The sequence below is a fragment of the Trinickia dinghuensis genome (genome assembly GCF_003367175.1).
Taxonomy (GTDB): domain Bacteria; phylum Pseudomonadota; class Gammaproteobacteria; order Burkholderiales; family Burkholderiaceae; genus Trinickia; species Trinickia dinghuensis.
The window spans coordinates 26,423-46,906 of the sequence record NZ_QRGA01000012.1 but is presented as its reverse complement, the minus strand read 5'-3'; the positions used below and the strand labels follow the sequence as shown (position 1 = coordinate 46,906).

The 20,484-nt window shown below is 63.4% G+C and carries 14 protein-coding genes and 1 pseudogene; 5 read left to right on the top strand and 10 right to left on the bottom strand.

Going from position 1 to position 20,484, the window contains the following annotated elements; genetic code table 11:
• The first annotated feature begins 90 nt into the window (after nt 1–90).
• Nucleotides 91–3,249 carry an ATP-binding protein gene (locus tag DWV00_RS21370; RefSeq protein WP_115535616.1) on the top strand — a complete coding sequence of 1,053 codons (3,159 nt, stop codon included), beginning with the start codon at nt 91–93 and terminating at the stop codon, nt 3,247–3,249.
• On the opposite strand, the gene DWV00_RS21365 is transcribed toward DWV00_RS21370, so the two are convergent.
• The 5 genes from DWV00_RS21365 to DWV00_RS21345 all read right to left on the bottom strand — a co-directional run bounded on the left by DWV00_RS21365 (nt 3,246) and on the right by DWV00_RS21345 (nt 9,210).
• Nucleotides 3,246–4,361, bottom strand: a complete 1,116-nt coding sequence (locus DWV00_RS21365; RefSeq protein WP_425452814.1) for an ATP-binding protein — start codon at nt 4,359–4,361, stop codon at nt 3,246–3,248. The genes DWV00_RS21370 and DWV00_RS21365 overlap by 4 nt on opposite strands.
• 5 nt (nt 4,362–4,366) lie before the next feature.
• Nucleotides 4,367–5,074 (bottom strand): winged helix-turn-helix domain-containing protein, encoded by a 708-nt coding sequence (locus DWV00_RS21360; RefSeq protein ID WP_115535614.1) that lies wholly within the window; start codon nt 5,072–5,074, stop codon nt 4,367–4,369.
• 116 nt (nt 5,075–5,190) lie between these two features.
• On the bottom strand, nt 5,191–5,478 hold the full coding sequence (locus tag DWV00_RS21355) for an H-NS histone family protein (RefSeq protein WP_245964973.1): 288 nt from the start codon (nt 5,476–5,478) through the stop codon (nt 5,191–5,193).
• 332 nt (nt 5,479–5,810) lie between these two features.
• A complete protein-coding gene (locus DWV00_RS21350) occupies nt 5,811–7,466 on the bottom strand; it encodes a S10 family peptidase (RefSeq protein WP_115535683.1) in 1,656 nt (551 codons plus the stop codon).
• A gap of 136 nt (nt 7,467–7,602) precedes the next feature.
• A complete protein-coding gene (locus DWV00_RS21345) occupies nt 7,603–9,210 on the bottom strand; it encodes a S53 family peptidase (protein ID WP_115535613.1) in 1,608 nt (535 codons plus the stop codon).
• 436 nt (nt 9,211–9,646) lie between these two features.
• On the opposite strand from DWV00_RS21345, the gene DWV00_RS21340 reads away from it, so the two are divergent.
• Nucleotides 9,647–10,156, top strand: a complete 510-nt coding sequence (locus DWV00_RS21340; protein ID WP_115535612.1) for a DUF1993 domain-containing protein — start codon at nt 9,647–9,649, stop codon at nt 10,154–10,156.
• A 100-nt stretch (nt 10,157–10,256) separates the two neighbouring features.
• Here DWV00_RS21340 and DWV00_RS21335 read toward each other — a convergent pair whose 3' ends face one another.
• The 4 genes from DWV00_RS21335 to DWV00_RS21320 all read right to left on the bottom strand — a co-directional run bounded on the left by DWV00_RS21335 (nt 10,257) and on the right by DWV00_RS21320 (nt 17,385).
• Nucleotides 10,257–10,895 carry a LysE family translocator gene (locus DWV00_RS21335; RefSeq protein ID WP_115535611.1) on the bottom strand — a complete coding sequence of 213 codons (639 nt, stop codon included), beginning with the start codon at nt 10,893–10,895 and terminating at the stop codon, nt 10,257–10,259.
• Nucleotides 10,896–11,156: 261 nt separating this feature from the next.
• Nucleotides 11,157–12,602 (bottom strand): NAD-dependent succinate-semialdehyde dehydrogenase, encoded by a 1,446-nt coding sequence (locus tag DWV00_RS21330; RefSeq protein WP_115535610.1) that lies wholly within the window; start codon nt 12,600–12,602, stop codon nt 11,157–11,159.
• Between the two features lie 737 nt (nt 12,603–13,339).
• Complete coding sequence (locus DWV00_RS21325; RefSeq protein WP_115535609.1) at nt 13,340–14,461, bottom strand: NAD(P)/FAD-dependent oxidoreductase; 1,122 nt, start codon at nt 14,459–14,461, stop codon at nt 13,340–13,342.
• Nucleotides 14,458–17,385 (bottom strand): LodA/GoxA family CTQ-dependent oxidase, encoded by a 2,928-nt coding sequence (locus DWV00_RS21320; protein ID WP_115535608.1) that lies wholly within the window; start codon nt 17,383–17,385, stop codon nt 14,458–14,460. Before DWV00_RS21320 ends, DWV00_RS21325 begins: the two co-directional genes overlap by 4 nt.
• 749 nt (nt 17,386–18,134) lie before the next feature.
• Here DWV00_RS21320 and DWV00_RS21315 point away from each other — a divergent pair.
• Both DWV00_RS21315 and DWV00_RS21310 read left to right on the top strand, forming a co-directional pair.
• Nucleotides 18,135–18,449, top strand: coding sequence for a DUF4258 domain-containing protein (locus DWV00_RS21315; RefSeq protein WP_245964972.1), 315 nt, complete (start codon nt 18,135–18,137; stop codon nt 18,447–18,449).
• A gap of 12 nt (nt 18,450–18,461) precedes the next feature.
• On the top strand, nt 18,462–18,893 hold the full coding sequence (locus tag DWV00_RS21310; RefSeq protein ID WP_115535606.1) for a helix-turn-helix domain-containing protein: 432 nt from the start codon (nt 18,462–18,464) through the stop codon (nt 18,891–18,893).
• A gap of 457 nt (nt 18,894–19,350) precedes the next feature.
• Here DWV00_RS21310 and DWV00_RS21305 read toward each other — a convergent pair.
• Nucleotides 19,351–20,001 (bottom strand): annotated as a pseudogene (locus DWV00_RS21305) (tyrosine-type recombinase/integrase); the annotation flags it as partial.
• Between the two features lie 148 nt (nt 20,002–20,149).
• Here DWV00_RS21305 and DWV00_RS21300 point away from each other — a divergent pair.
• On the top strand, nt 20,150–20,467 hold the full coding sequence (locus DWV00_RS21300; RefSeq protein WP_281272662.1) for an ArsR/SmtB family transcription factor: 318 nt from the start codon (nt 20,150–20,152) through the stop codon (nt 20,465–20,467).
• The last annotated feature ends 17 nt before the right edge of the window (nt 20,468–20,484 follow it).

Below are 20,484 nucleotides of genomic sequence, written 5' to 3'. Positions count from 1 at the left end.
AAGTTTTTGCGGCGGGCGCCGTAATAAACGTCATTCGGGCGCGCATCGCCCGCTTCCCGGCTTTGCCTCCACGTTTTCCGAATATCGAACATGGACGCCCCGCTCGACACCTCGAACCCTCCGCCGACCCAGGCCATCGATTCGCCGCCTAAGTCGCTGCGCCGCCGATTCGCACACGTGAAGCTGCAGACCGTGCTGCTGATCGCGTCGCTGTGGCTCTCGCTCGGCGTGTTGACGATTTGGGACATGAACGTCGAAATTCGCAGCGCCCGCGCGGGAGCCGCCGCGCTCGCCGATGCGCTGTCCGCGCATACCGTGCGCGTGATGCGCGAAGCCGAACAAGTGGCCGCGCTCGTTTCATGGCAAGTGCAGAACGACGGCGTGTCGATTCCGCTCGCCTATTACGTGAGCTCGGGCCTGCTCAAACTCGATGTGTTCGTCCAGGTCGCGGTTCTCGATTCGCAAGGGTATCTGCGCGCGTCGACGCTAACCGGCTTCGCGCCGATCAATTTGGCCGACCGCGAACACTTCCGCATTCACGTCCACAATCCCAGCACCGCGTTGATGATCGGCAGGCCCGTCATCGGCCGCGCGAGCGGCAAGGCGTCGCTGCAGCTTTCGCAGAGAATCAGCTCGCTCGACGGGCGCTTCCTAGGCGTGGTCGTCGTCTCGGTGGATCCGAGCTATTTCACCGAACTCTATAACGGCCTTCGTATCGGCAAAAACGGCGTCGTCGCCGTGGTCGGCACGAACGACTATATCGTTCGCGCGCTGCGTTCGGGCCGCGATCAAGCCGTCGGCGCCACGGTGCCGCCGAACGATCCGTTTCGGCGCGCGCTGGCCCACGCGCGTTCGGGCAATTTGCGCACCGCTTCGTTCATCGACGGCCGCGACACCATCATCAGCTATCGCACGCTGAAGGACTATCCGCTGGCCGTCGCGGTCGGCTATTCGACGAGCGAATACCTGGCCGCTTGGCGCGCGCGCAGCTTGTTGCTGCTGGCCGCCGCCGTCGCCCTCACGATACTGATCGTGGCCACTGAGCGGCGCACGAAGACGCTGCTCGTCACTCTGGCCGCCGCCAACGACAGGGAAATCGCCAAGGCGGCGCAGCTCGAGCAGGCCCGCTCCGACGCGGAAAGCGCGTCGCGCGCCAAGAGCGCGTTCCTTGCCACCATGAGCCATGAGATCCGCACGCCGATGAACGGCGTCATCGGCATGACCGAGGTCTTGACGCGCTCGTCGCTGTCGGCCGATCAAAAAGAAATGGCCTGCACGATTCGCGATTGCGCCTCGGCGCTGCTCAAGATCATCGACGACATTCTCGATTTTTCGAAAATCGAGGCGGGCAAGCTGCAGATCGATTGCGTGCCGACGTCGATCGAAGACATCGTTGACAGTTTGGCGTCGTCGCTCGCCACCGTCGCCGACGCGCGCGGCGTCGCGCTGCGCACTTACGTGTCGCCGATGCTGCCGGCCAGCGCGATGTTCGACGACACGCGCTTGCGCGAGATTCTCTACAACCTCGTCGGCAACGCCATCAAGTTCTCGGCGGGCCGTGCGGGCGTTCAAGGTCATGTCGTGCTGCGGGCGATGCGGATCGACGGCGCCGTGCCAGAGGTCCGCTTCGAGGTCGGCGACAACGGCATCGGCATGACCACCGATACCCTCGCGAAACTGTTTCAGCCGTTCAGCCAGGCCGAGGCATCGACGACGCGCCGCTTTGGCGGCACCGGCCTCGGCCTGGCGATTTGCCGCAGGCTCGTCGCGTTGATGGGCGGACGCATGGCCGTGCAAAGCGAGCCGGGCCGCGGGTCGACGTTCACGGTCGAGCTGCCGCTTCATCCCGAGGACGGCGCCGATCAGCGCAAGCCGACGGACTTGAGCGGGCTGGCCTGTATCGTCGTTGCCTCGCCCGACTGGCGCTGCGACGATATGGCCGACTATCTGCGTCACGCGGGCGCACGCGTCGAGATCGCCGCCGATGCCTACGACGCACAGCAAGCCCTTTCGCGCGCCGGCGGTCCGCGCATACTCGTGCACGATGCGCGCTGCTTGGCCGACACGATCGCATCGGGCGCGCCGCACGGAGGCACCGCGCGCCAGGGCGGCGGCGAAGTCTTGGGCGACGTGCTGATCGAAGCATCGCGTCCCCTCTCGATGATGACGCGCACCGGCAACACCGTCGCGATCGGCGCGCAGGCGCTGCGCCGACGCGTCCTCGTCGACGCCGTCGCGCTCGCCGCCGGCCGCGCGGACAGCGCGATGCTCGCCGCCGCGGACCCCGGACACGACGCTGTCGCGCTGACACCGGCCGACGACGGCGTCATGCTGCTCGTCGCGGAAGACGACGAGATCAACCGGCGCGTGATTTCAAGGCAATTGGCGCTGCTCGGCTATGCCGCCGACATGGCCGTCGACGGCGAGCAGGCGCTGGAAATGTGGCGAACGAAGCCCTACACGCTGGTACTCACCGATTTGCACATGCCCAGGCGCGACGGCTACGAACTCGCTCAGGCGATTCGCGCGGATCAGGCCCACGAACGCGATGCTCACACACGTGTGCCGATTGTCGCGCTGACGGCCAACGCCATCACGGGAGAGGCGAACCGCGCCAAATCGCTCGGCATCGACGATTACCTCACGAAGCCGCTCAAGCTGGACCAGCTCGCCCAAGCGCTCGCGCAATGGACGATGTCGCGGCGCGGCAGTCACGCCGCGGGGGCCGGGTCAGTTGCCCCGCCGGCAGCCGCGAAAGGCGCACCCGGTTCGTTCGGCGATGATCGACGCAGACATGCGACCGCGGGTGCAGGCATGGATGTGGATGTCGATGTGGACGAAACCGAGGACGTCGACGATAGCGGCAACGACAATGACAATGACAATGACTACGACGCCGTCGAAGCGATCGTCGACCTGAACGTCCTCAAGGACATCGTCGGCGACGATATGGAAACCGTCCAAGCGCTCCTGGTCGAGTATGCGCAATGCTCGGCCGAGCTCGCCGATCAACTGCGTGCGCGTCTGGCTGAAGGCCGCGCGCACGAAGCGGGCGCCATCGCCCACAAGCTGAAATCGTCGTCGCGCTCGATCGGCGCGCTCCCGCTCGGCGACCTTTGCGCCGAAATCGAAGCCGCGGCGTCGAAAGGCGAGACCGGCGGGCTCGAGCGGCTGGGCGCGCGCTTCGACGTGACGTATCGACGCGCGATCGAGGTCGTGCGCGGCCTGACGCTTGCCGCCGACGTCTAACTGCCGGCGGGCCAGCTCAATTCGAATCGCGCGCCCGGCAATACCCGTGGGTCCGCGGCGACGATACGGCCTTGATGCGCATGCAACACCTGACGCGTAATCGCGAGCCCGAGGCCGTAGCCGCCCGTGTGCCGGTCCAGCCGCACGAACGGATCGAAAATCCGTTCGCGCTCCGCGGCCGCCACGCCTGGGCCGTCGTCTTCGACGGCAATCGAGACGTTGCCGTGAGACAGCGTCAGCGTGATATCGACGCGCGAGTGCGCGTATTTGCCGGCGTTGCGCAATAGATTGCGCATGGCGTACGACATGAGGCGCTTGTCCATCGCCGCGCGCGCTTCCCCGTCCAACTCGATCGTAAAACCGACCTCCTTGTCGGCATAAAGCACGGCCGAGTCCCGCACCTGGGCTTCGATCCAAGCGGCGAGCGGCGTAGGCTCGAGATTCGATTGGAGCGAGCTGTATTCGAGCCGCGCGTAAGTCAGGCTCATGTCGATCAGTTCGTCGAGTTCGGTGACGTCCTGCTCGATGCTGGCGATCGCGCTTTCGTATTCGAGCGCGGAACCCGGGTCGCGCAGGATTTCCAGCGCAAAGCGCGTGCGCGCCAGCGGCGTCCGCAATTCGTGCGAGATTCCGTTGGTGAGATCGCGCTGCGCGGCAATGAGCCGCTCCATCCGTGCGGCCAGCGCGTTGAGGGTGCGCGCGAGCGGGCCGATGAAGACACTGTGCGATTCGCGCGCCCGCGTGTTGAAACGCCCGCCCGTGAAATCGATGGCGCGCTCGCGCACCATCACGAGGTCGAGCCAGATCGGCCGAATCCAGCGATACGCGGCATAGGCCGTCACGGCGCAAGCGATGCCCGCGATCGGCAAAATGCCGCCCGGCGACGCAGCGATCGCATGGCGCAGCACGCCCGGCCCGAGCGCGGATGCGAGCACGACCAGCGCGCCCGCGAGCACGACCGTCACGAGGCCGAGCAGATGCAGGTAGGCGCGCACATAAAGCTTGGACCAGCTCGGGATGCGATCGGCGCGCGTGTCGGTCCACGACCGGCGAAAGCGAAGCCAGCGCCATTTGCAGTAGCGATAGGCCGACAAGGGGGCGGCTTCGCGCATCGCCGTCATTCCCACGCCACCTTGCTGAACTGATAGCCCTTGCCGCGTACGGTTTTGATGCGTTGGGGATTGGCGGCATCGTCGCCGAGCTTGCGCCGCAGCCGCGAAATGCAGCCGTCCACGGTGCGGTCAAGCCCATCGAAACCGATGCCGCGCAACTCGCGCAGTAAATCGTCGCGGCTCGCCACCTCGCCCGCGTTGCGCACGAGCGCCCACAGCAGATCGAACTCGGCCGACGTCAATTCGGGCACGCTGCCGTCGGGCAGCGCGACGGCGCGCGTCGCGCGGTTGATTTCGAACTTGCCGAATCGATACGACTCCGGCTGATCGTGCGCGTCGCCGCCTCGTCCAGGTGAGCGGCGCAATTGCGCTTTCACGCGAGCGAGCAGCACGCGCGGCTCCACGGGTTTGTGAACGTAATCATCGGCCCCGAACTCGAGGCCGAGCACTTCGTCGAAGCGATCGTCGCGGGCCGTGACCATGATGATCACGCCGTCGAAGCGCTCGCGCGCCTCGCGCAGAATGGCAAAGCCATCCTTGCCGGGCAGATTGATGTCGAGAACGACGAGATCGGGGCAGTACTCGACGATCGCCGGCACTGCTTCGTTTCCATGCAACACGGTACGGACCTCGTAGCCGTGTTTGCGCAGATAGCCTGCGACGAGCGAGGACAAACGAGCGTCGTCCTCGACAAGCAAGATGGAGTGAGACATGACGGCACGGCTCGAGGTCTGATTTTGTTATCGACGGCCAACCGCTGGCCGGAAAAACTTACGAGAAACGAGGCGCAATTTTACCGTCCGTCGCGCGGTTAGTCAGCCCCGAACCGCTACTCCCTCACGCGAAATTGCTCGGGGTCCTTGCCCTTCAGCCACCGCGGCCGAGGCCCGCGACCGCCCCACGTTTCACCGGTTTCCGGGTGACGAAAACGCGGTGCGCCGCTCGATGCGCCGCGCGACTTGCGGCGCGTGCCGAACAGGTCGTCCGCGCTGAACCCGAATGCGGCGATGGTCTCGCGCACGGTTGCCAGAGCGGCTTCCGCCTCGGCCCTGCGCGCCTGCTCGATCTCGGCGTCGAGCTCTTGTTTTCTTTCCAGTAATTCCTTGTACGTCGCCACGGACTCAATCCTCCTAACGGTTTGTCATAGGCGCGACAGTTCCGTCGCTCATGCCGCGACGCGCTGCCGCGGCATGAGCGACGGCGCATTGCGCGCCGAGGCTGCCATGACCCTGAGGTATAGCGGGCACACCAGAAGCAATACACGTGCCTACCTCGCGTTAACTTAATTTGTCCGTGGAGGGAACCGTGATGGCGCTAAGTATCGCTACCATTGCGCACATGAAAAAGCGGCAGACCGTTCGGTGCTGCCGCTCTATCGGTTGCGTCTGGTTGGTCTCGTCGAGTCCAGTTGCCTCTACTTTCTACTTTCTGCTTTCTACTTACTTCGCCCTATGCACGATGCCGCTGTTGCAAGATGCGAACGCGCGCCATCGCCGGCTCGTCGTTGCCCACCGTGTCGTACATCTTCGCGAGATCGGCTTTGAGCGCCGTGCGCGACCCGCCGTCGAGATACACCATGTGCCCGGACGGGTAGAACCGCGCCGACAAATTGTTGCGCACCGATTGCTCGATCAGCGGCATCTGCTGGAGATCGAGGACCGTTTGATAGAACGGCGTCACGAAATCGTAGAACCCATTGGCCGACAACACCTTCAGATCGACGTTCAGCGCCATGACCGCCGCCAGGTCGCCCGCCGTATACAGAATGACGTTCCCCTGCGCGTCCTTGCCCTTTTGCGCCCCCGTCGGGTCGATGTGGCTGAAGTCCCAGTTCTGGAAGGCCTGGTCGTTCAAGTCCGTGAACGAGGAGGTCGACGTGTACTTCAGTTGCTCGTTCAGATACTCGTTCCACATCGTCGTATAGACGCCGGTCACCGCCGTCATGGTCGGATCGTTGCCGCCGGAATTCGGATCGATCTGCCCCGCGATACCCGTATCGATCGCGGTGACGCGCCCGTCGTAGGAGCCGAGCGCGACGCCTTTCGATTTGAGCAGCGTGGTGAGAAACAGCGAATTGCCGCGGCTGTCGTAGCCGGCGATATCGAGGCTCCAGGAGAGCAGCGTCGTCTTGTCGATACCCGTGTACTGCGACAGCTTTTCGACGACGGCGTCGTCTGTTTGCGGAAATTTGCGCAGCGCCCCAATGTAATCGGTGCGCGCGAACTGCGCGACTTCCTCGACGAACGTGCCTAGATCGGTCGGTGTGGGCGCGACGCCGAGACGCTTGTGGTACCAGGCATCGGCCGCCGCCGTGGGTAGCGCGCCCACGGGATTGCCCGCTTGCGTGTAATCGAGAATCGACGACTGTATCGTGACGCCGTTCAAGTCGATGCCGTCTTCATGCAGCATGTAGGCGAGCACGCAGCTGCGGGCCGTGCCGTACGATTCGCCGAACAGGTACTTGGGCGAATTCCAGCGATCGTTCTTCGTCAGGAAACGCTTGATGAATTGCTTGATCGAACGGGCGTCCTGGTCGACACCCCAGAAATCGCGATTCTTGTTCGGAGAAATCGCCGCAGAATAGCCGGTTCCGACCGGATTGATGAAAACGAGATCGCTTTTGTCGAGCAGGCTGTCGGGGTTGTCCTCGAGCGAATAAGGCGCCGGCGGCGTAAAGCCCGGCATCGACGTCTTGATGCGCTTGGGCGCGAACGAGCCGAGCAGCACGAAGACGGACGACGAGCCCGGGCCGCCGTTGTAGAAGAAGGTGACGGGCCGTGCCTCCTCCTTTTGATCGTCTTCGGTGAACGCGACATAGAACATCTTCGCGTTCGGCTTCGAACTCGATTCGTCCACCGTCACGAGGTGCCCGGCCGTCGCGGTGTAGTCGATCCTGCGGCCGCCGATCGTGATCGTATGGTGAGTGACGGCCGCGGCCTCGCTCGTGTCGACCACAAAATCGTCTGGGCCCATCCCGTAGGCGACGTCGTCATTGAACGGCTGGTCGTTCCGCCGGTGAAGGAAGACATGCGGCATCGAGGCTCTGCCCGGCGACGGGGCGTGAGCGTTGTGAGTCGATTGCGGGCTGCCCGTATCGGAATTCATCGTAATCGCTCCATCGGTTATGGCCGGCGCGCGTTCGAGCGCGCGCGGCTGCGTTGACGAACTGCTGCTAAAGCGCCGGCGCGCCCCGCCCGAAGCGCGCTGGCGATCACCCACTACGTTCGAACTGCCGAAGTGCCTAAGCGCTCGATGACGCGGAAACGCCCAACGCCGTGGCGATATTGCGCCCCTTCGGGCTTCCGAGCCCCGTGCAAGCGTCCCATCCGGCGGCGGCCGCATAAGTGCCGTTGTCTCCCGACGTAATGTCGTTGAACGCACTCGCCGCTTGGTAGAGCTTCTGATTCACGAAACCCGCGGGCCTGCCCGATAGCGCGTTGATGCGTGCGATCAGGCCGGCAAACAGCGGCGCTACGGCGCTCGTTCCACCGACCGGCACCGACTGGCCGTCGATCAGCACTTCGTAGCCCGAAGTGGGCGAAGCGTCGGCGGCGACATCGGGCACGCCGCGGTTGGCCAGCGAAACGGGCGGCCCGTCGACGCGCGCCGCCGCGAGCCCTTCCTGCCAAGCAGGCAGGGTGAACCGGGCGCTCACGCCGCCGCCCGTCGCCCCGCCGCTCGCGCCGTCGTTCCAGACAACCTCGCTCGAAATCGCCGCGCTTCCCGCGCGGGCCGTGATGTGCGTGCCGCCGCACGCGAGCACGTAAGGGCTCGACGCAGGAAAATCGACGTGATCGGCCCCGTCGGAAGCCCCGTCGCTCGACCCGCTGTCGCCTGCGGCCGCGCATATCGTGACGCCTAGCGCGACAGCGGACTGCAGCATGTCGTTGAAGCTAGCGATCGCCTGATCCGTCCATGAGCTTTCCGGGCTGCCCCAACTGATGGACAAGACCGACGGCTTGTTCGTAGCATCGTGCAGCGCTTGCGATACGGCATCGACGAAGCCCGCATCGCTGTTCGGCGCGAAATAGACGGCAATCGTCGCTTTAGGCGCGATCGCGCCGGCAATCTCGACGTCGAGCGTCACTTCGCCGTCCGGGCCGCTCGGGTTTCCCGACGGGCTGTTGTCCGTCCCGTCCACGGAAACCGAGACGACCTGTGGCGCCGCCACGCCGAGGCTGCCGAAGTAAGCCGACAGATCCGACTTCTCGTATCCCCCACCCAGTTCGATCAAGCCGATGCATTGACCGGCTCCGTCGCCATCGGGGAAATCGTAGAGCGCCGCGAGTTGCACCGGCGTAAACGCCTGCGCCGAATCCGCGCGCGCCATGATCGGACCGTCTCCGGTGCCCGTGCGCAGGCGGAAATGCGCGCGCGCTTGCGGGCGGTTGTCGAGGCCCAGCACGGCCGTGACGACGCCGGAGATGTCGGCCGGAATCGTGATCGGACCGGTGCGCCCGCGAAATGGGCCGAGCGTGGGATGCTCGTAGTGGAAAAGCTCGACGCCGAACGCCGCTTGGAAATGTTCGACCGTGCCGGACAGCACGGCCTTCGCGGCGCCGGGATCCCGCTGCTCGACGGCGAGCCGATATTCGCGCGCGAACGCCTCGAGCTTGGCGAAGTCTTCCGGCGCGGCACCGAAGCGTTGCGCGAACGCTTCGCGCGACAGCGGCTCGGCCTGCTGCCCATGCGCGGCGCGCCGCGCGAGCTCCTCCAACTCGCGCGCGCCGCGCCGGCGCAATGTAACCACGACACGTAGCGTTTCGTCCGGGTCGATCGGCCCTAGGCGCTTCGAATCCTTGACGGCTGCACGCTCGCTGCCCACAAGCTGCTGTCTCGCTTTGGTCATCTACGACTCTCCTCGCGCAATGGATACGTGGAAAGCTCGGACATCCGCCCGGACCGTGCAGTTCCTTGCACCTAGTAGTTCTCGCGGCCGCAAGACAATGAACATCGCCGGCGAGACCCTAATGAATTCGTCGGACAACGGTACAAAGTGTAGTGCATCGAAGGCTGTGCGCGGGGCTTGCAAGCGCGACGTCGGCCGTTCGGCCAAGATCGCGGCGGCGCCTTGCGCGAACCGTTCGACCGGTTGGACTAGCTCGACTGGTTGGACTAGCTCGACTCGCTAAGCGAGGTCACTTGCAGCAAACATCGCCGCATCGGCATATCATGGCCCGCGCAGCGGCAAACAAGCGGTAGATGCGCCGCCGAGCCCGTCGTTCGTGGTCCGACCGCCGGAAAACGCCCAGTACCCAAGGACAAAAAAGAAGGAAGTTCGCGAAATGTCTCTGTCTATTTACGATGCTTCAGTACCCGTATTCAAGCGCGGCCTCACGAACCTGCGCGCCGTGCTGCAAAAGGCGCACGACCATGCATTGACGAAGCACTTCGAGCCGTCCGTCCTGCTGTCGAGCCGGCTTTATCCCGACATGCACCCGCTGACCCGGCAAGTGCAGATCGCGTCCGATGCGGCAAAATTTTGCGTCTCGCGGCTCGCGGGCGTCGAGCCGCCGAAGTTCGAGGACGTCGAAGTGACGTTCGACGAGCTGTACGCGCGCATCGACAAGACGATCGCCTTTTTGGACGGGTTCGATGCGGCGAAACTGGAAGGCAGCGAATCGCGCACGGTGACGCTGACGGTGCCGAGCGGCAAGCACGAGTTCGTCGGACAGGTCTATCTACTGCATTTCGCGCTGCCTAACTTCTTCTTCCACGTGACGACCGCCTACGCGATCCTGCGTCACAACGGTGTCGAACTCGGCAAATTCGATTACTTGGGGAAGATGGCCTAGCCGAAACATGGCCTAGCCGAAATGGCGTCTCGCGGGCGGCGGGGCATCGGGGTCGAGGCGCGCGCCGCCCCGCCCCGCCAAGCCGGCGGGACGCTAGCCGTCAATCGAACGAAAGGCGCAGGGCGAAGCCGATCAACGCGGCGGAGAAGGTCCAGCGCTGCAGCGTTTGCGCAAGCGGATACTTGCGCAGCACGGTCGAGATGCGCGCGGCGCCGAGCGCGTAGAGTGCATCGAAGCACGCTCCCACGATCACCAAGAGGATGCCCAGTTGCGTCACTTGCAGCACCACGGGCCCGGCGGCCGGACGGATGAATTGCGGCAACAGAACGGAACAGAACAAGAGCGCCTTGGGGTTGAGCAGATTCGTCAACAAGCCTTTGAGGAACGTCTGGCGCAGCGCACCGCCCGCCTCGGCCGAGGCTGCACTCTCGCCGTTCGCCTGCACCGCGAAAACGGGCGAACGAAAGATTTGAATCGCGATATAGCCGAGGTAGGCCGCGCCACCGTAGCGAACGATTTCATACAGCCAAGGCGCTTCCTTGAGGAGCGCTGCGACACCGCATGCGGAGAGCGTCACGTGGGTCGCCCGTGATACGCCCAGGCCGCCCGCCGCGGTCAGCCCTCTGCGCGGGCCTTGCGCGATGCTCGTTTGGAGAATCAACGCCATGTCGGGGCCCGGCATCGCAAAGACGACGATGAGCGCGACGATGTAGGCAATGAGCAAGTCGGCGGAAATCACGGCAGCCTCGATATCATTTCGTGTTTAGGAAGTGATATTTTGCCGCTTGATGTGGAGCGATTTCGGGCTATTTAGTGGCGCAATTAGACGAATGATGGTGGATTCCGCTCTTCATGATGAGAATCACGCGGCTTTCATCCAATTGATTTGAACCTGCTCGCGACGCGAGAGCACGCACCACACGTGCGAATCGCGCGCGAACAAGGCGCCCCGGCTCGCGGGGCGCCTCTGTCACCGGCGCTAAACGGCCGAGTACACCGATCAGACGGCGGTAACCGTCACCGACTTCGACACGAGGTACGGCTCGAGCGCCTCCGGTCCGCCTTCGGAACCGTAGCCCGAGTCCTTTACGCCGCCGAACGGCATTTCCGGCCACGGCGTGGCCGGCTGGTTGATCCAGAGCATGCCGACCTCGAGCCGCTGCGTCAGCAGATGCACGTTCGCGAACGACTTCGTGAACGCATATCCCGCCAAGCCATAGGGAAGCCGATTCGCTTCCGTGATCGCCTCGTCCAGCGAATCGAATCCGCGAATCGCGGCGACCGGCCCGAACGGCTCGTTGTTGAAGACGTCGGCGTCGAGCGGCACGTTCGAGATGACGGTCGGCGCGAAGAAATTGCCCTCGGCGCCGATCCGCTCGCCGCCCGTCTCGATCCGGGCGCCGGTTGCGCGTGCGTTTTCGACCACCGAGGCCATCGCCGTGAGCCGGCGCGGATTCGCGAGCGCGCCGAGCGTCGTGCCGGCTTCCAGCCCGTTGCCGACCTTCAGCCCTTCCGCATGTTTGACGAGTTCGCGCGTGAATGCTTCGCGAACGCTGTTGTGAACGAGGAAGCGTGTCGGCGAAATGCAGACCTGGCCCGCGTTGCGGAATTTGGCGCCGCCGGCCGCTTTCACGGCGAGTTCGACGTCGGCATCCTCGGCGACGATGACGGGCGCGTGTCCGCCTAGCTCCATCGTCGCGCGCTTCATGTGCAGACCGGCCATCGCGGCCAATTGCTTGCCGACGGGCGTGGAGCCCGTGAACGTCACCTTGCGGATCACCGGATGCGGGATCAGGTACGAGGAAATTTCGGCCGGGTTGCCGAACACGAGACCGATCACGCCCGCCGGCACGCCGGCGTCGACGAATGCACGCAGCAGCGCGGCCGGCGATGCCGGCGTTTCCTCGGGGGCCTTCACCAGGAACGAGCAGCCCGTCGCTAGCGCGGCGCTAAGCTTGCGCACGACTTGGTTGACGGGGAAATTCCACGGCGTGAACGCGGCGACCGGGCCGACCGGCTCGCGCACCACCATCTGCTGAGCGCCGAGATTGCGCGGCGGCACGATCCGGCCGTAGACCCGCCGCCCTTCGTCGGCGAACCATTCGATGATGTCCGCGGCCGAGAGCACTTCCACGCGTGCTTCGACGAGCGGCTTGCCTTGCTCCTGGGTCATCCATTGCGCGATCGTCGCGGCGCGCTCGCGCACGAGCGCCGCGGCCTTGCGCATCGTGGCCGCGCGTTCGTGCGCGGGTACCTTGCGCCAGGTTTCGAAGCCGCGCTGCGCGGCGGCCAGTGCACGGTCGAGATCCGCGATGCCCGCATGCGCGACCTTGCCGATCACCTTGCCGGTGGCCGGGTTGACCACGTCGATCGTCTTGCCGCCGATCGCGTCGCACCATTCGCCGTCGATCAGCAGTTGCGTATTCGTGTAAGTCACGTCTGTCATCTTCAGTCCCCTACTTTCAGCGAAAAAAGCGCGCTTCCCGCAGGGCGGGCAAGCAGCCGTCACACGCACGGCCGTCGGCGAGCATGGCTCGAGACGGGCCGGACCGGGCAGGATACTCGCCTTTTGCCGATCACGTACGACGCGCCCAAACGGCGGCATTCAGGCGCAAGACCGGCGGACGGGGTCTGGTCGATCTAGTCCCGCAGGGGACCCACGGACTCGATCGGGCGTTCGACATATGGCGATATCGCCGATCGCGCCCATACAGTCAAATCGCGGGCGACGCGTTTGAGCTTGTTTGCCTCGATGGACACCAACACGCGTGGCCGCGCCAGGGCGTTATCGATCAGGAATGCCCTATCAGCCCAGGCGCAAGGCCACGGGGAGGCTCGCCAAACTACGCTCGTACCTGCGTTTGACGTCCGCCGAGGGGATGTTGTGTCCGCCGCCCAGCACGCGCTGAACAATACGGCCAATCGACAGATCCTGGGTGCCAAGGGCAATGAAGACGAGATTGACCTTTTAGCTGCGAGCAGCCGCCTGCCGCATCACTTCGATCTCATGGCACCCCGCCAAAGTCGTTTCGAATGCGAAGCTTTCGCCCCTTGCGAGCAGATCTCTACAGCGACACGGGATGCGCCGCGCACTCCGCGTCATACCGCCTCCGGTTACCGCTACGGCAGCAAGGGCGCGCCAGGCTTCACACGCCGATGCAGACGGGGAAGCCCATCCGACCACTACCCCGCTCTCCTGCGCCGCCAAAACGGCATGTCGCCCCATCGGGATTCGAGTTGATAGCAGGCGAGCAGATTCTTGACGTATGCCTCCCGAATCCCTTCGATTTGCCGCCGGTACTCATCGAATGCAGAGGCACTGGCTTCGACCGAGCGCCGATAGACTGCGTCTGCGCCGGCAAGCCCGGTATAGAGGGCATTGAACAAACCCTGCGACGATAACGGGTCGAACGCCAGCGCGGCATCGCCCACGGCGAGCCAGCCGGGACCGGCAACCGCGTCCTGCGTCGCCGTATGGGCCGCGCAAAATCCGTAGCGCTCGTTCGGCTGAAAACCGCAATAGGCAAGACGACCGGCAAGCTCGGGAACGCTCTGGACCCGCGCCAGCAACCCATCGCGCGAATGCGCGCTGGACGCATCCGGAAGATCCGCGTCGGTATAAAAGGCGAGCACACGGCCGCGATCCGGCAGGGAAGACGTGTACCACCAGCCCCCGCGCTCCGCATGCAACTCGTTCGCGTCGCCCTCTTCCGAAACCTCGGCCGTGTCCTTCCCGAATATCCAGCCACACACCAGACGATCGCGCGGTTCGCGCCCGCCGCCGAATCGGCGAGCCAGCACTGCACGCCGCCCGCTGGCGTCGATGACCCATCGTGCGTCGGCCGTGAGCTCACGGCCGCCTCGCATCAGTTCGAGACGCCACGCATCGTGCTGCTCATCGCGCCGGTCGATGCCTCGCACGGCCGTATCGTCGACGATCGCTGCCCCGCGCCGGCGAGCCGCCGCGCGCAACCAAGCGTCGAACCGGCAACGATCCAAGTGCCAGCCGGGACCATCGAGATTGCGTATCGCGTCCGTCTCCCAAATAGCCGAATCGCCCCAGGCGCTGCGCATATGCCGGGACAGCAGATGACCTTGTGCGACGAAGTCCTCATACAACCCCATGTCGTGCAACAGACGATTAGCCGCGGCCGGCAAGTTCTCGCCGATACGCTCGGCGTGCTCGCCGCCTTTGTCGACGACGAGCACACGCATGAACGGCGCAAGGTTGAGGGCGGCGATCGAACCGGCGGGGCCGGCGCCGATCACCACCACATCCGCCGTAAGCTCGGGCTGAACACTCAACTTAGCAGCCCGCGAGGGAAACGGCGCACTTTCTCAATCGTCATGATGTCGACCGACTCCGCACTGGCATGCGGCATCGTTCCGACCTGAACCGCTGTTTCAAGCAGATGACGGTCGTGGTGAGCGACGTGGCCTGCCAGATCGACGTCGTGAATGGGAACGTGCTGATCTTCCACTTCGACAACCGCCGGAAAATGCGCTCGATCCGACGGCCCCTCACGCACTTCCACGACGCCGAGGCGATCGAAGTGGGCGATCATGTTGTTGATCTGCTGCGTGTAGCTCGTCGAACCGAGCGGCTCGACCCACGCGGCCCGATTGGCGAACGCGGCGAGCCGTTCGCCCAGCGGCCGTTTCTCGTCCATCACTATCTCGTAGTTCTGCTTCGTGAGCACCTGATTCGGCACCCGTGCCGGCCAGAACGCCGGGACGTACGGATCGTAGGATTTGTCGTAACCGGATCGGCAACTCGCCGTGTCGGTTTGCCACGGCACGGCCATCCAGCGGGTGATGCCACCCGCCTGTTGGCCGGCCAAGGGGCCGTTGGGAAGGCCTAAGCTATCGCTCGTGAAGACCTCGCTCGGATTCGGGGCGATCCATCCCTCGGGCGCATGAAGGAAGCGAAACGGCGCCATGTACATGCGCGCCGACCTGACCGGCCAAGTCATCTCGCAGCCGGGATGAAACGCATCGGCCAGACAGAATTCGAGTGCTGCTTGCGTCAGCACATCGCCGCGCTGCGCGAGCGGCACTTCGGACAGATCCGCGGGCGGGCGCGAGTTCGGATCGTAGTCCTCGATGAAATTGCCTTCGGCCCACTCCTCCAGCATCGCAAGCTGCGTTTCCGTCAGCATCGAGTTTTGTCGCGGCGTTTTAGCGGCCGGTATCGCCATGGCATCCCCATACAGCCAAGGCCAAGGCTTGGGCGACCAGGCGTCGACCTCATAGTTGCGGAACTGCAAAGCCACGGTGCGCCGCAGCTCGACATACGCGCCGCTCGCGCTCGAGAGGCGGGCCAGCGTTTCGGGGCTCGTCAAATCCACCGCGCCCTTCCAGCCGAATCCCGCGGCAAAGCCCGCGTTGACCCACTGCAATCCGTTGAGCCGCTCGAAAATAGGCAGAATCTCCTTTGTGAAGCTGGGCCTGTCGGGCATGGGCAGCAAGCCGTTCGTGATGGCGACGTCACGCATCAGGTCCCACATTGTGCGCACCGACTTGCGTTGCGGACCGTAGTTCGGTGGCGCGACCACGACCCACGAGGGGGTCACCATCAGCGATTGCCCGTCGTATTCGACGCTTGCCGTGACCGGGCCGTCGGAGACATCGTCGTGCCACCCTTCGTTGTTGGCAAACGTGATCGCCCGGCTCCCGTCATAAGACGCCGATACGCCATGACCGCCGAGCACGAGCAGATTCCCCTGCTCGTCCGTGCGGATCTCGCCGAGATAGACGCGTTTGCCCATGAATTGGCCGTCGTCGAAGCACTGAGGCTTGGCGGACGCACCCTTGACCTTGCAGGCTTTCGGCGTGATGGCGAGCGAAGCACGGCCCTGCACGCCCGGATTGCGGAGCGTCGTGGGCGGCGCGGAGGCAGCCTCGGGAATGTCCTGGGCCAATTGAAAGCCATACCAGGCAGCTTTCGTGTTCGCGAGTTGCACATGCCATTCGATCTTGGCGTTGGACGCATCGAGCTCTTTGACGATTTCGCCCTTTGCATTGACGCCGTAGACGCGAAAGCGCGCCGCCTCGCGCTTGAGCCGCTTCTTCTTGTCGCGATAAAAGCCGGGCGGATGCGGAAGCGGATTCGGCACCTCGGGCCCGACGAACCACTCGTCGGGGCTGGTCCCGACACGGGCCACGCCGATCGACGGATAGATCACCGCCTTGACGATGCAGGTGTCGAGCGGCGCGGATGATGCGGATGCGGGACGCGGTGCGGAAGGATCCTCGAGCGGCTGGCCATTCGCTTCATGCCGAGCACGCGCCCCCGCCGCATAGACGACTTTACGGGCCTCGGCGATCGAGCCGACGGGCCGCTGCGATTCCGGGACTCGCCAAATATTGAAACTCAACGCTTGGCCGTATTCCGCCTGCCCGCGGACGCAAATATCCTGACGCGGCAGGACGAGCGTGCCCACTTGGACAAACGGACTTTGCGATTCGGGCCATTCCACGGTTGCCTTGTCGAGCGGCATCGACTTCGCATTCGTCCGCACCTGGACCATGAAGCGAAAGCGGTACTCGCGCTCCTCAAGACGCCGGCGCATGTCTGTCGCCAGATAATCGCTTTCGTTATTGGCCACGTTCTCCGGCGGCGTTTCCGGCTCCAGCCGGTACTTCACGTACTGCTTTTCGCCTGCGTGGAACGGCAGAATGGCCCAGTAGCTAGCGGTGAGCACGCTCCCCTCTACCTTGGCCATCGCCTTCAAAATCCGATTTGTTTCAGGGTGCTCCTTCAGATAGCCCGGATAATCGTTCGCGACGACGCCCGCGTAGGTGAAAGCCACCATTTCCTCCGCGGTGTCGACGAAAAACACCGGGTGGTTCTGCATGATGAAGTCGCACGTGTCGCCGTCCTCGCCCAGTGCCTTGGGGCCCGGAACGCCGAACAACTTGATGCCGACGCCGAGCGTCGACGCCAGATCCGGCAAATTGGGCGCAGTGTCGCTGGAGAAGCGAACCCACGCGTCGAGGCGGTCATGCGCGAAGACACCGACCTTCAACTCCTTGGGAATCTGCTCGAGCATTTCGAGGCGCCCGTGAGCGACCCCGTGCAATTTGCGGAATACCGCGCGCTCCGCCGGCCGTTGGCCGTTCTTAATGCGGCGCTCTTGCGCAACGTCCACGAATAGTTCGGTCAGGCGATTCGCGCTCTCATTGCGCTTGGTAAAGCATGGGGGAATGACGTTTTTCTTCTTCTCCATCTTTTCCTCGGAATGTCTCCATCGCGTTGCAAAGCCCGCGCTGCCTTCATAGGGCATGGTTCCGTAAGGTGTCTACCTATTCGGCATTAGCGGCCCCGTGAAAACTTTCAGCACTGCAGTTGCTGAAAGCACCGCCGCTGGAGCTTACCAATTTATCGGGAAAGATCAAAATCGAGAAAGATCGAATGCGAAAAGAGAACGTTTACACCCCTGGCATGGCCGTACCGCGTCGCTCAACGACCTCAACTCGGGCATCGTCTGATTTTTCGCATCGACTGAACTGCGGCACAGCGCCGATGGCAAGCTGCCAGGCGGCGACGGGTTGCTATGTTCAAACACGTCGCGCACGTTGGCGTTGCGATTTCGGCCACGCCTGTATCGCAAAGTTTCGAATGACGGAGGTGTGATGAGGGGGGGAGTGCACCGATCGCGTCCGCTGTTGAGCGGATCAATGCGATCGAGCGCGCGACGAAACAAAAGATTCTGTTGCGAACCGCCAAGTCCGGCTGGGCTTCCAAGGTGGAACAGGAAGATACACAGTCCCTCCGGGCCACATGAAATCGTGGCACTTGCAACCGCATCGTCGCGGTCAAATAACCGCTCCCCCGGGAAGCGGCGGCACGGCACGGTGCCACCGGTGCGATAGCCGGAGGAACCTGGGTCGCCGTATGCGATGAACGTGGCTTCTTACTTGACTTTTCCGCATCGACCAGTAAATATTATGGGGCTCACACTGAGCCGATCTGAGTATGTCCGATGAACCTACACCGCTTGCCCTGAACGACAGGAATTTGCGCCGCCTGATTAGCGAGACGGCGAATGACGCGAACTGCGTCTTTTTTACGCCGCACTCGAAGCTACGGATGCGACAGCGGAAAATCGATGCGGATCAAGTGTTCGATTGTTTGCGAAATGGCGTGGTATCGGAGTCGGCACATACGAATTTACATGGCAATTGGCAATGCACGCTGACGCGTTTGAATGCAGGGGACGAAATTTCCGTTGCAGCAGCGCTTGACCGAACAGAGAACGGCGATTGGGTCGTCGTGATAACTGTTTTTTGATGAGAGGTTATTGTGTACCACTACACAGAAAGCGGGCTCGATAACATCTGGCTCGAAAATGGATATACCAAGAGGCGTACACCTTACGGCGTCGCAACAGCAGTGCAGGACGTTGACGGCCTTTTCAAGGTCATCGGCCGCACGCTCGCGCTAAAAGGACATTTGACCGGCGCTGAATTCCGATTTCTTAGGAAAAGGCTCGGACTGTCGCAGGCACGTTTTGCTACGCTAATAGGGAAGACCGAACAGGCTGTAGCGCTGTGGGAGCGAAAAGGAAATGTCCCCGAAACCGATGGCCGTCTGCTGTGCGCGATCTATCTCGAGGCGGAAGACGGCAATTTGGGCCTGAAAGGGTACCTTGAGCGCATCGCGGAGCTTGACCGGAAGGAAAAGGAAAAATTTGTATTTCATGATACGGACAAAGGTTGGCTCGTCGCCGCGTGAACCACAAATGATGACCAGATGAAAAAGAAATGTTTGTTTCGGTGCGCGAGCCAAGCCGGCCACGAATTGCAAGGCCAGTGTAGCCTACGCATGAGGAACTTACGCGTTGCCTACTTACGCGAAAGCTAGTTTCGCGCGGTCCGCCAACAAGCGCTCCCGCGCTTCCACGCGCTGCATGACGTCCTGAATCGATCCTTCGATTTCTCCGCGGGTAACCGATTTCCTATTGAACATCGACATCCGCATCCGACACCTCTTCGGCATCAGTCGTCGAGTCGCATTCGACCGCGAGGCGTTCCTTCAGTCCACAGCTATTGTCGGCGCACACAAAAGTCTGCACCTCGGTTCCTTGTTAGGACGAGCCCCCGGTGGCGCGGCGGATAGACTAGAAATCTGGGAAAATTTCCTAGCAACAAAGTTTCCTGGCGGCGCATGCGCTCGATTCCTTTCCAAGCATTCATTTACCCGCGCCAAAAGCGCCCGCCATCTGCTGCGCACGCTTCACCTCGTCGCTGTGCAGGTAAATCGACGTGGTGGAGATCGAGGCGTGCCGCAAGTTGTCGTGAACGGTTGTCAGTTCTGCTCCGCGCGCGAGCGCATGTGTGGCGTGGGTGTGCCTCATCCAGTGCGGACTGGCCCGCAGCAGCTTGCCTGCGAGCGCGGGATGGTCGCTGTCAATCGCTTTTGCCGCGTCGTGAAAAAAACGCCGCAATATCCCCCATAGCCGAACTGCTGTGATGCCGACTTCGCCCTCCTCGTCCAGGGTTGCTATCAGGGGCGTTTCAGGCTGCCATCTCGACGGGGTCACCGGAAGCCGTCGCTCCAGAAGATGGCGGGTCAGCGCTGCCCATGCGAGCGGCGGCAGCGCCACTTTCCCAACCTTGTGCCCTTTCCCTATGAGCTTGAGCCAATGATCGCCGCGCTCGTCAGTGACCACATGGCGGAGCGTGGTGTTCACGAGTTCACTGGCGCGCAGGCCCGTCGCATAGGCTAGGTCCAGCACAAACCGCAGCCGCTGAGCCGCAGGAAGCGCCCAACCCTTGGAGTACTCGAGTCCGTCGGCGAGCGTGCGCACGAGTTGCCATTCGCCCTCTGAGAAAGCGTGGGACCATCGAGTGCCACTCCGCGATCGCCCCCTTAGCCATCAAGGTCTTTACGCGCATCGTAAAAAAGCGATATAAGATTCCACCAACGACGATCGACATCCGCTGCTTCTCCGCAACCCGCGCGAAGCCCGATCGTCCGAACCGCTTGCAATGACGATAGTGACCGTGACGATAGATATCGACGCCATCCACAAGGCGCTGGCCAATCCCGTGCGGCGCGAGATTCTAGCGTGGCTCAAGGAGCCGGGCGCCTACTTCCCCGAGCAAGAGCTGCCGCTCGATTGCGGCGTCTGCGTCGGCCAGATCAACGCGCGCTGCGGTTTATCGCAGTCGACGGTATCGGCGCACCTGGCCGCGCTGCAAAGCGCGGGGCTCGTGACGGTGAAGAAGATCGGCCAGTGGAGCTTTTTCAAGCGCGACGAAGCCGTCATTCAAGCGTTTCTGGAATCGCTGCGCACCGAACTCTAAGGCAGCGCTAAGGCATA